Raw genomic sequence first — 13,543 nt, forward strand, 5'->3', positions numbered from 1 at the left:
TTAATCTTCGAGCAAAAGTAAGAAAAGTTTTGTATTGTCTTTGTTCGGGGTATCTAATTTTGAATTTCCGCCGCTGATGGAAGTTAAGTTTCGGATATTTCCATTGCGTTTTATTTTAGCCATTGCATCGTTCAGATTGGTAACAATCTGCGAAACATTGGCCATAATAATAATTTTTTGCGGAAGCCTGGAAGAATGATAATGCAGAATATTATTGTGAGAAAGCATAATTCTGCCATCATAAGCAATTAAATATTCGCAGGTGATAAATGCGCAGTCATTAAAAAGTTCGAGCTCTGTGGTGTAGGGAACCTTTACCACATCAAGAAAATTCTTAAGATCATGATCCCAGCAGAACACTGATTTTATATCTTCAATCTTCAGTATATGATTAAGGGTTTGAAGCGCTTCTGCCTCGTCACCACAATAATTAAAAAAACCTCCGGAATGCGTAAAAAGTTGCGCAAACTTGTAATCGAGATCAGCGTTTTTCAACTGATCACCAAGTTTTACCAAATCCTGATTCTCATCATCCTCAGGCTGATTCAGTATTTTTCCGACAATTTTTTTGAAGAGGCTCAAGTTCTATTAGTTAATGTAAATATTTAAACAAAAATAGAAAATATTTATTCAGGCTATAAAATTAATAAAAAAATCCTGATAATTCACCTGCAAAGGCAATTATCAGGACTGTTTTTATATCTGAGTGTTAGATTCCGGTCCTAATACAGTGCCGGGAGTCTCAATTTCTGGCTGCGTATTGGAAACCGGATGTTCCGTTAATTCCGGGTCCCAGGCACGCTTGCCGAAAACTTCTTCTAAGTCTTCGCGGAAAATAACTTCTTTTTCGAGAAGTTTTGCCGCGAGTGCATCAAGCTTATCCCTGTTTTCAGTCAGGATAGTTAAAGCTCTCTGATATTGGGTTTCAATGATTTTTGAAATTTCTTCATCAATCATTTTTGCGGTCTGCTCAGAATAAGGTTTTCCGAAATTGTATTCAGACTGGCCCGAACTGTCGTAGTAAGAAATATTACCTACCTTATCATTCAGTCCATAAATGGTAACCATGGCCTGCGCCTGTTTGGTAACACGCTCCAGATCCGAAAGTGCACCTGTGGAGATATTTCCAAAAACAGCCTGTTCTGCAGCTCTTCCTCCCAAAGTTGCACAAAGTTCATCATGCATCTGCTCTGTGGTGGTCAGCTGTCTTTCTTCTGGCAGGTACCATGCTGCACCCAGGGATCGCCCTCTTGGGACAATCGTCACTTTTAATAGTGGCGCCGCATGTTCTACAAGCCATGAAATGGTCGCGTGCCCGGCTTCGTGATATGCTACTCTGCGTTTTTCTGAAGGTTTAATGGCTTTGTTCTTCTTTTCGAGACCCCCGATAATTCGGTCGATCGCATCAAGAAAATCCTGTTTTGTTACAGATTCGTGACCGTTTCTGGCGGCGATTAAAGCCGCTTCATTACAAAGATTGGCAATGTCAGCACCACTGAATCCCGGAGTTTGTTTGGCCAGGAAATCGCGGTCGATATTTGGCTCGAGTTTAATTTTAGCCAGGTGAACATCGAAGATTTCTCTTCTTTCGTGAAGTTCCGGCAAGTCAACGTAAATAGAACGGTCGAATCGGCCGGCTCTCATCAAAGCTTTATCTAAGATGTCGGCTCTGTTGGTTGCTGCCATAATGATTACATTGGTATCAGTTCCGAAACCGTCCATTTCTGTAAGAAGCTGATTCAGTGTATTTTCGCGTTCGTCGTTGCCACCTGTAAAATTACCTTTTCCTCTGGCTCTACCAATTGCATCAATTTCATCGATGAAGATAATTGCAGGAGATTTTGCCTTTGCCTGCGCGAATAAATCACGCACTCTTGATGCACCAACACCCACAAACATTTCAACAAAATCTGAACCTGAAAGTGAGAAGAACGGAACCTTAGCTTCACCTGCAACAGCTTTTGCCAATAATGTTTTTCCCGTTCCCGGAGGACCTACCAAAAGAACTCCTTTCGGAATTTTACCTCCCAATTTGGTGTATTTATCTGAGTTCTTTAGGAAATCTACAACTTCCTGAACTTCTTCTTTAGCGCCCTCCAGACCGGCAACATCTTTAAATGAAACCTGAATTTTATCTTTTTCGTCGAAGAGTTTGGCTTTCGATTTACCGATGGAGAAGATTTGGCCTCCGCCGCCACCTCCGCCTCCGCCCATCATTTTGCGGAAGATTACGAAATAGAATAAGGCCATAATACCAATCCAGAAGAGTGCCGTGAAAAGCAGTTCCGTCATCGGGTTTTTGCCGATTCCATAGTCTTTTTTAGTGGTTAAAGCGGGATTTTCCTGTTTAATTTTATCAAATTTTTCAAGGAAAAGCTGCAGATCACCGTAGCTTAAACTGTAATCCGGTTTGGGTGCAAAATCGAAGGTTGAGAAAGGGCTTTTATCCTGTGACACCTGTTTGTTTGCCAATTCGGTTTTGGCAGCTTTTGTAAGGAACACATCTGCTTTCTCAATATCTTTGTAAATTAATATATTCTGTACTTTTCCCTGTTGCAACAACTGATAAAACCCCTCCTCATCCAAGGTATTGGAGTTGGAATTGCTGTTCATATTCGTAAAGAAAATCAGCAGTATTGCAGCGATTACGATCGGAAAAAACCAGTTAAATCCTTTATTGTTATTCATATCTTTATTCATAAAAATTTTGACGAAAAATATATTCCGTCAAATTATAATTGATTTTCTATTTTGGTAATTTTAGCATCACCCCAAAGCTCTTCGATATCATAGTATGCTCTGGTTTCTCTCTGGAAAACGTGCACTACTACCGAAACATAATCGAGTAAAACCCACAGGGAGTTTTCGGTTCCTTCTACATGCCAGGGCCTGTCATGCAAGTCGTTTCTTACTTTTTTCTGAATGTTTCCTGAGATGGCAGATACCTGCGTATTTGAATTTCCGGTGCAGATAATAAATGTTTGAGCCACTGAGTTTTCGATTGTTGAGAGGTCGAAAATCATAATATCTTCACCTTTTGTATCTTTTATTGCTTCTACGATTTTGTCTGTAAGCAACTGTTTTTCTGTAATTTTATTCATTAAAATTTTGTATAATCTGCAAATTTATTGTTTTTTTATTTAATTTGGGTCAAATTTGCCCGTTGTAACTCTTAAAGTTTTCATAAATGCCGGCCCTAATTTTCTTAAAAGAATGTGAATCGACCAACGAAGAAATCCTCAGATTTCTGAATCATACGAAAGCAGATATTCAGGCCGTTTACACTTTTAATCAAACCAAGGGAAAAGGTCAATACGGAAATTCCTGGGAATGCGCTGAAAATCTGAATCTGGCGTTTACGCTTGCGCTTCCTGCACAGCATTTGGAAACACAGGATCATTTATTCAATTTCCGTACCGCCTTGCTGTTGGCCGATTTTCTTGCCATTATGACAAAAAACCCTGTGGAAATAAAGTGGCCAAATGACATCATTATAAAAAATAAGAAGATTGCGGGAATTCTTACAGAGAAAAAAACACTCGGCGCCATAAATTATTTTATCATCGGTATCGGACTGAATATTTTGCAGAAGAATTTTGATCATTTGCCAAAAGCAGGATCTATTCTAACGCAAACCGGTATAAAGCTGAATCCTAAAAAAGTTGCAGATTCACTTTTTGTGTATCTTAAGGAACATTTGCAGAATGAAATTTTCGTGGAAGATCTTTTTGAAAACATTAATCAAAGATTATTCAGGAAGGAAATGGTTTCGGTTTTTGAAATGAAAGGCATAAGACAAAATGGCATCATCAGAAATGTTGACAAAGAGGGTTTTCTTTGGGTGGAAATTGAAAATCAGGGACTTCAAAAATTCTACAATAAAGAAATCGAACTTCTTTACTGATTGGCTCTTTTGAAATAAAGATAAAGTGCCACAGGCGCGAAAATAATGTTGGGGAGCCACATCGCAAGAAGCGGTGGGAGGGTTTTGTTTTCTGAAACTACCTTTAAGACTTCGAAAGAAAATACAAATACAAACGCCAGGGCAATCCCGATTGCGAGATTTACGCCAAGACCGCCACGTTTTTTCTGTGACGATAATGAAAGCCCTAAAAACGTGAGAATGATGACTGAAACGGGCATTGAAGTTCTTTGATAAAGCTCATTCAGATAGCTGTTCAGGTTGGCGTTGCCTTTTTCTTTTTCGCGGTCGATGAATTTTATGAGTTCAGGTGTTGTTTTATTTTGCCCTAAAAGCACGTCCGGGAAAAGCTCTTCCGGCGGATGCCCGAAACTTTTGGTCATGCTGTCTCCGTTGCCTAATTTCTCGGTTTCATCTTTATTGATAGTTTTTTCGAGATAAGAGTTGAGGACAAAGTGTTTTTTGTCTTTTTCCCAGTAAAATTCGTTTGCGATTAACTGGTAAATAAGTTTTCTGTTTTTATCTAATTTTTGATAAATAAATCCAGAACCTCGTTTTTCTTTTTTGTTATAGCTTTTAATGAAAATATATTCGGTCTTTGAAAGTTGGGTGGCAATCTCGGCATTTCCGGTAAATTCTTCCCGGCTTTTTGCATTGTAAGTATAAGGCTCGAGTTCGTTTTTCTTGATATTTGCGAGTGGCAAAACAAAATGATTAATCAGCAGCGCGAGCACGGCAATAAAGCCTGAAGTCATTAAATAAGGTCTGGCAAACCGGTGAAAACTCGCGCCAGAACTTATGATTGCTACAATTTCTGTATTGTTGGCAATTCTTGAAGTGAAAAAAATCACTGAAATAAATACCAAAATCGACATGAACGTGATGATCAGGTTGATGATCCAGTAAGGATAAAAATCAATTAAAAATTCGCCAACCGTAAAACCGTTCGATTCAATTCTGGGTGCTTTTGCCTGCACATCTATGATCAGTACAATAATCGTCAAAAGTCCCAGCATGAAACCAAAAGTTCCCAGGTATTTTTTGATGATATACAGATCGATGATTTTCATAAAGCCAAATTATATTAGAGTCTCTGTTTCAGTACAGGAACTACTGAATCTTTCCATTCGTAGAAATCGCCTGCGATAATGTGTTGCCGCGCCACTCTTACCAAATCGAGGTAAAAAGCCAAATTGTGTACCGATGCAATCTGTTTTGCAAGATATTCCTTCGCGACAAATAGATGTCTCACATACGCTTTAGAATACTCTGAATCTACGTAACTGGTCCCGAATTCATCCAGCGGCGAAAAATCGTCTTTCCACTTTTCGTTTTTCATGTTCATTACGCCTTGCCAGGTAAAAAGCATGGCGTTTCTGGCGTTTCTGGTTGGCATCACACAATCCATCATATCAACTCCCAGTCCAATTGACTCCAAAATGTTCCACGGTGTACCAACACCCATCAGATAACGGGGTTTATTTTTAGGTAAAATATCGGTTACTTCATCGGTGATGCGGTACATTTCTTCTTCGGGTTCGCCAACTGAAAGTCCGCCGATCGCGTTTCCTTCAGCATTCTGTTCAGAAATAAATTCTGCCGAAGCTTTTCTTAAATCAGAATAGGTAGATCCCTGAACAATTGGGAAAAGTCTTTGTTTGTGACCGTAAATTCCCTGATTACCTTCCGTCCATTTGATGCATCTTTTTAGCCAGCGGTGGGTCATTTCCATGGAATCTTTTGCAAGATTGTATTCGCAAGGATAAGGGGTGCATTCATCAAACGCCATGAAAATATCTGCCCCGATTTGTCGCTGAATTTCCATTGATTTTTCCGGAGAAATAAAGTGTGCACTTCCGTCGATATGCGATTTGAATTTCACGCCTTCTTCGGTTAATTTTCTTGATTTCGACAAAGAAAAAACCTGATAACCTCCGGAATCGGTAAGAATTGGCAATTCCCAGTTCATGAATTTGTGCAGTCCGCCGGCGGCCTGCATAATATCCATTTTTGGACGTAAATTAAGATGGTAAGTATTTCCCAAAATAATCTGGGCTTTAATGTCATCGCGCAGTTCGCGCTGGTGCACCGTTTTAACTGAAGCCACGGTGCCTACCGGCATGAAAATCGGCGTCTGTATTGTGCCGTGGTCTGTAGAAATGGTTCCGGCGCGTGCTTTGCCAGTAGTGGTGTTGTTGATTTCGAAGAATAAGGACATAATTTTATCTTGCAAACGCAGGTACGTTCTGGTTTTCTTTTACATTTTTATCGATATAATCTTTTGCTGCAGGATCTTTGGCAACGATTATTTTTTGTGCATCGTTCAGGATTTCTTCTAAATCTCCCGATGCGATATAATATTTATAGCTTTCGGTAAAATCACTGGCTTTTACCTTTTTGTTTTTCAATACAAAACGGGTGGCGTTTTCCAAATCAGACTGCGGAAGCAAGTTGTTGAACTGGTCATTCACCGCAAACTCCGCAATAATTTCGGACATCTCGTCTTTTGGAATAAGATTTTTCGGAGGATCAATCAGCTGTGAGCAACTCATGACCAAAATCGAAAATAATATTAAAAAGAAATTTTTCATAATTTTCCCATGATAGATTTCCATTTCAGGTTTAAAACTCCAAAAACCGCTTCATGAATAATCCCGCCGTTCATTTTGCTTTCGCCCAGCTCTCTGTTGGTGAATATGATTGGAACTTCCACAATTTTAAATCCTTTTTTGAATGCACGGAATTTCATTTCGATCTGAAATCCGTAACCTTTAAGTTTAATATCATCCAAACCGATTTCTTCAAGAACTTTTCTGGAGAAACAGACAAAACCTGCGGTAGTGTCGTGAACCGGAATTCCTAAAATAAATCTTACGTATTTGGAGGCGAAATAAGAGAGTAAAACGCGGCCCATTGGCCAGTTGACTACATTTACCCCTTTTGAATACCGGGAGCCAATGCTCATGTCATTTTTTAGGCAGGCTTCGTAAAGACGGTTAAGATCTTTTGGATTGTGTGAAAAATCGGCATCCATTTCGAAAATATAATCGAAATTATTCTGAAGCGCCCATTTAAAACCATGAATGTAGGCTTGTCCCAACCCGTCTTTCACCTTTCGGATGCTTAGATGAAGCTCGTGAGGATAAATTTTCTGCAGATTTTTTACAATTTCTGCCGTACCGTCGGGTGAAGAATCATCAACGATAAGAACATGAAAATCCTCTTCCAAAGCGAAGACCGCTGAAATAATATTTTCGATGTTTTCCTTTTCGTTGTAAGTGGGGATAATGACGAGTTTCTTCATCCTACAAATTAATTTGCAAAGATAAACTTTTCCGGCTTAAATTTTTTGCTATTCTTTACGAGATAATACTGGGTTTTCAATTGCCTGAAAATTGCGGTTAAACTTTGCTTTATTTGCTTATTTTTGCAAAAAAATACAAATTGGTAAGAATTGTACAGCATAATGATTGGGTAGTAATTATCCTGGTAAGCTGCATTTTCCTCTATATTTTCATGCTTTTATCGTTGCGGCGTGACTCTTCGGTGACCGAGTTTCTGTTGCAGAAATTTGCCGACTCTACAAATAATTTTCTGAGCTGGATCATCATCAGTTTTGTTTTTACCCTGGTGCTGTCTGTTTTGGTGTCACAGAATATACCGGTAGTGCCACAAAAAGTTACAGATTTTCAGTTCTCCGGCTACGAACTCAATAAATTCGGGTTTACTTTTGCCAGTATATCCGTATTTTATTTCCTGAAAAACATTTGCACCTACCTGTATTTTGCAGGTACGGGAACGACGAAAAAGTGGGAAGTTTTCTACTTCACTGCCTCAAAGTTTTATTTCAGTTTTTCGATACTCATAATGATCTTGATTGTGCTTCAGTTTTTTTATCTTTTCGATAAATTTCTGATGCTTGATGTATATCTGGCTGTATTTGCATTTGCCTTTTTGTTCAAACAGTTCTTCTATGTTTTCCACCCCAGCAGTATATTGCCCGAAAAATGGTATTATAAATTTTTGTATATTTGCACCCTCCAAATAGTACCTGTTTTGGTACTCTGGAAACTCTTGTTTTTTTAATATTTTGATGATGAAAATAAAATCGATCCTCGTATCACAACCCGCGCCCAATGAATCTTCACCTTATCTGGAGATGGCCAAAAAAGAAAAAATCAAAATAGATTTCCGGCCATTTATTCATGTTGAAGGTGTTGATGCTAAGGAGCTTAGAGCCCAAAAAATCGATCTCGCGCAATACACAGGAATTATTTTTACAAGTAAAAATGCAGTGGATCATTACTTCCGTCTTGCAGAAGAAATGCGGTTTACGGTACCCGATTCGATGCGGTACATTTGCCAGTCTGAAGCCATCGCAAATTACCTTCAGAAACACATCGTTTACAGAAAAAGAAAAATTTCTTTCGGTGAAAAAACATTTGCTGATTTATTGCCGCTTTTCAAGAAATTTCCTTCAGAAAAATACTTACTTCCGGCAGCAGATGTGCTAAGCCCGGATGTTGTGAAAGTGCTGGATTCTGCGCCAATCGAATGGACGAGAGCGACCATGTACCGCACCGTTTGCAGTGACCTTACCGATATTAGTGTGAAGGAATACGACATGCTGGTATTCTTCAGCCCACAGGGAATAAGGTCTTTAGGAAAGAACTTTGAAAACTTCGAACAGAAAGACACTAAAATAGCTGTGTTTGGTACAACTACAGAGCAGGCAGCCAAAGAAGCTGGGTTAAGAGTTGATGTGATGGCGCCGAGTAAAGAAACACCATCCATGACGATGGCAATAGAGAAATACATCCGGCAGATGAACAAATAGGACCTGGATTCTATATCTTATTTTAAAACCGTCTTTCTTCGTTAAAGATGGTTTTGTTTTTAATTAATCTTAACTTTGCGGGCTTTTTGCAGGCAAATTATTCACAATCTCATTACAAAAATGAACGCTCCCAAAGCAAAAAAAATCCATAAAATTCTCGAAATTCACGGCGATAAAAGAGCTGATGATTATTTCTGGATTAACGAAAGAGAAAATCCTGAAGTCACCGATTATCTGAATGCGGAAAACGCGTACTGCGATTTTATGATGAAGGATACCGAAGACTTTCAGCAGCTGCTTTTTGATGAGATGAAAGCACGTTACAAGGAAGATGACCAAAGTTTACCTTATTTTTTTAATAAATACTGGTATATCGTGAGATTCGAAAAAGGAAAAGAATATCCCATTTTCAGCCGGAAATTCAAGACGCTGGATCATGAAGAGGAAATTTTACTCGATGTAAATATTCTGGCGGAAGGCGAAAGTTTTCTGGAAGTAGGTAGCGTTGCAGTTTCGCCGGATAACAAACTCATGAGTTTCTCCACGGATAATGTTGGAAGAAGAATTTATACCCTAAGTTTCAAAAATCTGGAAAACGGCGAACTCTTTGGTGAACAAATTCCCAATACCACGGGCAAAGCGGTTTGGGCAAACGACAATAAGCACGTTTTCTATACCAGAAAAGACGAGAATCTGCGCGCGTTCCAGGTCTTCAGACACCAACTGGGAACACCTTATGAACATGATGTCCTGATTTTTCATGAAAAAGATGAAGCGTTCGACGTTAACATCTTCAAAACAAAGTCTTTGGAGTATATTTTTATCTCGAGTTCGAGTTCGGTTACCGATGAGATGCATTTTATTCCTGCAGGCGATGTTTTTTCGGAATGGAAGGTCATTCAGCCAAGAACAGAAGATCTTGAATATTCTGTGGAACATTACGAGGATGAATTTTATATCATCACCAATGCGGATGACGCTACCAATTTTAAAATCGTAAAAACAAAAGTTGCAAATCCCGGAATTGAAAATTGGGAAGACGTAATCCCACACCGAAAAGAAACGCTGCTCGAAGGTTTTGAAATTTTTAAAGATTATTTTGTGCTGGAAGAAAGAACAGAAGGTCTTCTTCAAATTAAACTAATCGAAAACAGCACCGGAAAGTCTCATTATTTAGAATTTTCGGATCCAACATATACCGCTTATATCGGATTAAATCTTGAATTTGATACCACGAAACTCCGTTTTGGCTACACTTCTTTAACGAAGCCCAATTCCACCATCGAGTACGATATGAAGGAGAAAACTTCGCAGGTTTTGAAACAACATGAAGTTTTGGGTGGAAAATTTTTCCCTGAAAATTATATTTCAGAAAGAATTTGGGCACCTTCCCGCGACGGTAAAAACCACATTCCGGTTTCGCTCGTTTATCACAAAAACACCCAAAGATCAGCTGAAACTCCGTTGCTGCTCTATGGTTATGGAAGTTACGGACACACGGTAGATGCTAGTTTTTCTAATGTACGGCTTTCGATTTTGGATCGTGGTTTTGTGTATGCGATTGCCCACATCCGCGGCGGTGAATATTTGGGACGCGAATGGTACGAAAACGGGAAAATGCTTAAGAAAAAAAATACGTTCTACGATTTTATTGATGCTGCAAAATATTTAATTTCTGAAAATTACACTTCAGAAAAGCATCTTTATGCGATGGGAGGAAGCGCCGGCGGACTTCTTGTGGGAGCGGTGATGAATGAAGAGCCCGAGCTTTTCAACGGGATTATTGCACAGGTGCCTTTTGTAGACGTGGTTACCACGATGTTGGACGAAACAATTCCTTTAACAACCGGGGAATTTGATGAATGGGGAAATCCGAAAAAGAAAAAGTATTATGATTACATGAAATCTTATTCGCCTTACGATAATGTAGAAGCGAAAAATTATCCGAATATACTGATTACAACTGGTTTGCACGATTCGCAAGTACAGTATTGGGAACCGGCAAAATGGACTGCCAAACTCCGCGAACTGAAAACCGATGATAATTTGCTTCTTTTCAAAACCGATATGAGCGCGGGGCACGGCGGCGCTTCCGGAAGATTTGAGTCATTAAAGGAAGACGCGCTGGAATATGCCTTTATTTTAAAACTGGAAAATAAAATTGATGGAAAATAAAACCGACAGCCAACTTTGGGAAGAAGTAGAGGCTTTTTTCGTTGAAAATTTCGATACAGACAAGCATCCGCAGATTGATACGATTCTGTTTTTAATCGGCGTTCAGGAACTGGGCAGCGGACAGCAGAAATATACAAAAGATGACAAACTTAATATTTTACATATTGCGGTTTGCAGACTTTTGGAACCTTTCGGATACTACAAATTTTCTCATTACGATGACGACGGGTATCCTCACTTTGATGAACTCGAGCAGTTGCCGGAACTAAAACCTAATGAGCAGCAGATTTTAATGAAAAAAGCGATCATTCAGTATTTTATTGACGAAGAACTTTTTAAATAGTACAGGGACCAATTGAAAGATTGGTCTTTTTATTTTATAATTTCTTCCAGTTGTCCAAGACATGCTTTAAAACCTTCTTCAAATCCCAGATCTAGGATTTTCTTCATGTCTGCTTCAGAATTAAAATGAATGTTCACGGTAAGTTTTGTTCCTTCGTCAACGCCGGTAAAGCCTAAAAGCCATTTCACAGAGGGAAAATCTGGGTCGATATTGCCTTCTGCATCAGTGAAAAAATCAGTCCAGTCGAAACTTCTGTGAAAAGTGATTTCGTGGTATTCGGCGCCGGCGTATTGTTTTTCGTTTTCTGGGCCAACCATCGCATAATTCCATCTTCCGCCTTTTTTAAAATCCAGATTTTGGGTTTCGCATTTCCACGGTTTTGGCGCCCACCACTGGTCAAGGAGTTCCGGCTTTGTAAAATGATTCCATATTACGGAAACATCGGCATCATAAACTTTCATTACAAAAACGCTGGCAGCATCAAAATCTTTATTGAAAACAGTGTTGGATTCCATTAGAGTAATTTTAAAACAAATGTAAAAGAATATTTTTAAAAGTATATCACAGGGCTTACAAACCTTTTGGCAATACTTATATTTTGTTAAAAGGAGTTTTTTTAAGAAATTAAAAACAATATTTATATAGTTTTCTTGTTATTATATTCTTAAAATGATTAATTTTAACAATTCAAATTAAAATTTCATAATGAACAATAAGTTTATTCCATTTATCTCTGTATTGATGACGATTTCAATGATTGTCTTCGTCACGTTGCAATTGTATTGGATAAAAGAGTTGTATTCCGCACTGAACCAAGATTTTTCGAACAAAGTGTATTCTGCTTTAGAATCCTCCGCACTGAAAGCTCAGGAGATGGAAGTGGAGAAATATCTAAATATAGACAATAAGAACTTTGGAAAAACAGTAGTTGACAGCAGCAATCTTCCTACCCAGACTTATATTCAGCAGAATTCGGATTCGGCGAACAGAACTACAATAACTTTCCAGAAAAGTATTGTCGAAAGTCAAAACTTTCCAATTTCTTCAAAAGGTGACAGTTTGCAGCTTACAAAACTTTATACCGACGAAGGTATTCTTAAAATTAAAAAAAATAATACTGCCGAGCCTTTAACTGCGCAATTATCCAAAGATATCAGCAATAATACTTATGCATTGCGGCAGTTTGTAAAGTTAAGCGCCTCGAACCTTCCAATTGAAAAAAGAGTGGATATAGCAGCTCTAGATTCGGTTTTATCTAAAGAGTTGAAGCTTAATGGTTTAAATACAAAATTTGGCTTTGCGGTAATGGATAAAGCAAACAGGCTCACGAAAGTGGTAAATGATATTTACATCGACCAGAAAGATAAAAGCAACTACACTTATCCGCTTTTTACCGATAGTAAGGAACGTACTTTATATACGCTTGCACTTGTTTTCCCCCGGAAAGATTACTCACTGGCAAAGAATAATTTACCGATGCTTTTGGGTACGTTCATGTCGCTTCTTACCATTTTGGGGATTTACATCATTTCGATTAATTATATGATGCGCCAGAAAAAAATTGCGGATGTAAAGACGGATTTTATCAATAACATGTCCCATGAGTTTAAAACACCGTTGGCAACAATTTCTGTTGCGACCGATTCTTTGGCCAACGACAAGATTGCGACAAATCCTGAAAAAGTAAAATATTATTCGGGATTGATTAAACAGGAAAATCTCCGGATGAAAAAGCAGGTCGAAAATGTACTGAACATGTCGAAATTAGAGCGGAATGAAGTACAGCTTTTTCTGAAAGAAACCGATGTAAGGGCTTTGATTAAAGAAATTTCTGAATCTTTCGGACTTATTGTTGCACAGAGGAACGGTACATTAACCCAGGAATTCAATACCAGCAAGTATACTTTTAAAATCGATGAATTTCATATATCGAATGCGTTGGTTAATCTGCTCGACAATGCCAATAAATATTCTCCCGACGCACCTCAGATTAAAGTAAAGACAAGAAATGAAGGCAATTTCTATGTTGTAGAAATTTCTGACAAGGGAATGGGAATGGATATGGACAATAAAACGCGGATTTTCGAGAAATTTTTCCGCGAAGAAACTGGGAATATTCACAATGTAAAAGGCCAGGGTCTCGGACTTTCTTATGTGAAAAAAATCGTGGAACTCCACAAAGGTCAGATCCTTGTAGAGTCGCAGAAGGGGAAGGGCAGTACCTTTACCATAAAGCTACCGATGGTCCACTGATAAAATATTAATA

Annotated in this window: 14 protein-coding genes; 6 read left to right on the forward strand and 8 right to left on the reverse strand. The window is 38.6% G+C overall.

Going from position 1 to position 13,543, the window contains the following annotated elements:
• The 3 genes from CDW55_RS04470 to rsfS form a co-directional block, all read right to left on the reverse strand.
• A complete protein-coding gene (locus tag CDW55_RS04470) occupies positions 1 to 582 on the reverse strand; it encodes an LUD domain-containing protein (RefSeq protein ID WP_088468496.1) in 582 nt (193 codons plus the stop codon).
• 114 nt (positions 583 to 696) lie between these two features.
• Positions 697 to 2,688 (reverse strand): ATP-dependent zinc metalloprotease FtsH, encoded by a 1,992-nt coding sequence (gene ftsH, locus CDW55_RS04475; protein WP_088468709.1) that lies wholly within the window; start codon positions 2,686 to 2,688, stop codon positions 697 to 699.
• A gap of 44 nt (positions 2,689 to 2,732) precedes the next feature.
• Positions 2,733 to 3,101: a ribosome silencing factor gene (gene rsfS / locus CDW55_RS04480; protein WP_088468497.1), complete on the reverse strand. Its 369-nt coding sequence runs from the start codon at positions 3,099 to 3,101 to the stop codon at positions 2,733 to 2,735.
• Between the two features lie 86 nt (positions 3,102 to 3,187).
• Between rsfS and CDW55_RS04485 the strand changes: the two genes are divergently transcribed.
• On the forward strand, positions 3,188 to 3,904 hold the full coding sequence (locus CDW55_RS04485) for a biotin--[acetyl-CoA-carboxylase] ligase (protein WP_088468498.1): 717 nt from the start codon (positions 3,188 to 3,190) through the stop codon (positions 3,902 to 3,904).
• Here the strand turns inward: CDW55_RS04485 and CDW55_RS04490 are convergent.
• From CDW55_RS04490 to CDW55_RS04505, 4 genes are read right to left on the reverse strand one after another with little or no spacing between them, the layout of a single operon-like run.
• On the reverse strand, positions 3,898 to 4,992 hold the full coding sequence (locus CDW55_RS04490) for an LptF/LptG family permease (RefSeq protein ID WP_088468499.1): 1,095 nt from the start codon (positions 4,990 to 4,992) through the stop codon (positions 3,898 to 3,900). The genes CDW55_RS04485 and CDW55_RS04490 overlap by 7 nt on opposite strands.
• A 14-nt stretch (positions 4,993 to 5,006) precedes the next feature.
• A complete protein-coding gene (tgt, locus tag CDW55_RS04495; RefSeq protein ID WP_088468500.1) occupies positions 5,007 to 6,140 on the reverse strand; it encodes a tRNA guanosine(34) transglycosylase Tgt in 1,134 nt (377 codons plus the stop codon).
• Positions 6,141 to 6,144: 4 nt separating this feature from the next.
• Entirely contained in the window at positions 6,145 to 6,537 is a 393-nt protein-coding gene (locus tag CDW55_RS04500) for a DUF4296 domain-containing protein (RefSeq protein WP_228399607.1), read from the reverse strand.
• The gene (locus CDW55_RS04505; RefSeq protein WP_088468501.1) at positions 6,510 to 7,226 is read right to left on the reverse strand and encodes a polyprenol monophosphomannose synthase; all 717 of its coding nucleotides are present in this window, start codon (positions 7,224 to 7,226) and stop codon (positions 6,510 to 6,512) included. Before CDW55_RS04505 ends, CDW55_RS04500 begins: the two co-directional genes overlap by 28 nt.
• A gap of 140 nt (positions 7,227 to 7,366) precedes the next feature.
• Here CDW55_RS04505 and CDW55_RS04510 point away from each other — a divergent pair, with 140 nt between their 5' ends.
• The 4 genes from CDW55_RS04510 (at position 7,367) to CDW55_RS04525 (ending at position 11,277) form a co-directional block, all read left to right on the forward strand.
• Positions 7,367 to 8,008 (forward strand): DUF4271 domain-containing protein, encoded by a 642-nt coding sequence (locus tag CDW55_RS04510; RefSeq protein ID WP_228399608.1) that lies wholly within the window; start codon positions 7,367 to 7,369, stop codon positions 8,006 to 8,008.
• Positions 8,009 to 8,018: 10 nt separating this feature from the next.
• The gene (locus CDW55_RS04515) at positions 8,019 to 8,759 is read left to right on the forward strand and encodes a uroporphyrinogen-III synthase (protein WP_088468502.1); all 741 of its coding nucleotides are present in this window, start codon (positions 8,019 to 8,021) and stop codon (positions 8,757 to 8,759) included.
• 120 nt (positions 8,760 to 8,879) lie between these two features.
• On the forward strand, positions 8,880 to 10,934 hold the full coding sequence (locus tag CDW55_RS04520) for a S9 family peptidase (protein ID WP_088468503.1): 2,055 nt from the start codon (positions 8,880 to 8,882) through the stop codon (positions 10,932 to 10,934).
• Positions 10,924 to 11,277, forward strand: coding sequence for a hypothetical protein (locus tag CDW55_RS04525; protein ID WP_088468504.1), 354 nt, complete (start codon positions 10,924 to 10,926; stop codon positions 11,275 to 11,277). The genes CDW55_RS04520 and CDW55_RS04525 overlap by 11 nt, the downstream gene beginning before the upstream one ends.
• 29 nt (positions 11,278 to 11,306) lie before the next feature.
• On the opposite strand, the gene CDW55_RS04530 is transcribed toward CDW55_RS04525, so the two are convergent.
• Positions 11,307 to 11,792, reverse strand: a complete 486-nt coding sequence (locus CDW55_RS04530; RefSeq protein ID WP_088468505.1) for an SRPBCC domain-containing protein — start codon at positions 11,790 to 11,792, stop codon at positions 11,307 to 11,309.
• 190 nt (positions 11,793 to 11,982) lie between these two features.
• On the opposite strand from CDW55_RS04530, the gene CDW55_RS04535 reads away from it, so the two are divergent.
• Positions 11,983 to 13,530 (forward strand): sensor histidine kinase, encoded by a 1,548-nt coding sequence (locus tag CDW55_RS04535; RefSeq protein WP_088468506.1) that lies wholly within the window; start codon positions 11,983 to 11,985, stop codon positions 13,528 to 13,530.
• Positions 13,531 to 13,543 lie beyond the last annotated feature (13 nt).

It is taken from the genome of Chryseobacterium sp. VAUSW3 (assembly GCF_002205795.1).
GTDB classification, from domain to species: domain Bacteria; phylum Bacteroidota; class Bacteroidia; order Flavobacteriales; family Weeksellaceae; genus Kaistella; species Kaistella yananensis.

What these genes read in the sequence shown, in the direction of transcription:
- ftsH (WP_088468709.1), bottom strand. Translation starts at nt 2,688, where the DNA reads ATGAATAACAATAAAGGATTTAACTGGTTTTTTCCGATCGTAATCGCT.
- rsfS (WP_088468497.1), bottom strand. Translation starts at nt 3,101, where the DNA reads ATGAATAAAATTACAGAAAAACAGTTGCTTACAGACAAAATCGTAGAA.
- CDW55_RS04485 (WP_088468498.1), top strand. Translation starts at nt 3,188, where the DNA reads ATGCCGGCCCTAATTTTCTTAAAAGAATGTGAATCGACCAACGAAGAA.
- CDW55_RS04490 (WP_088468499.1), bottom strand. Translation starts at nt 4,992, where the DNA reads ATGAAAATCATCGATCTGTATATCATCAAAAAATACCTGGGAACTTTT.
- tgt (WP_088468500.1), bottom strand. Translation starts at nt 6,140, where the DNA reads ATGTCCTTATTCTTCGAAATCAACAACACCACTACTGGCAAAGCACGC.
- CDW55_RS04500 (WP_228399607.1), bottom strand. Translation starts at nt 6,537, where the DNA reads ATGGAAATCTATCATGGGAAAATTATGAAAAATTTCTTTTTAATATTA.
- CDW55_RS04505 (WP_088468501.1), bottom strand. Translation starts at nt 7,226, where the DNA reads ATGAAGAAACTCGTCATTATCCCCACTTACAACGAAAAGGAAAACATC.
- CDW55_RS04515 (WP_088468502.1), top strand. Translation starts at nt 8,019, where the DNA reads ATGAAAATAAAATCGATCCTCGTATCACAACCCGCGCCCAATGAATCT.
- CDW55_RS04520 (WP_088468503.1), top strand. Translation starts at nt 8,880, where the DNA reads ATGAACGCTCCCAAAGCAAAAAAAATCCATAAAATTCTCGAAATTCAC.
- CDW55_RS04525 (WP_088468504.1), top strand. Translation starts at nt 10,924, where the DNA reads ATGGAAAATAAAACCGACAGCCAACTTTGGGAAGAAGTAGAGGCTTTT.
- CDW55_RS04530 (WP_088468505.1), bottom strand. Translation starts at nt 11,792, where the DNA reads ATGGAATCCAACACTGTTTTCAATAAAGATTTTGATGCTGCCAGCGTT.
- CDW55_RS04535 (WP_088468506.1), top strand. Translation starts at nt 11,983, where the DNA reads ATGAACAATAAGTTTATTCCATTTATCTCTGTATTGATGACGATTTCA.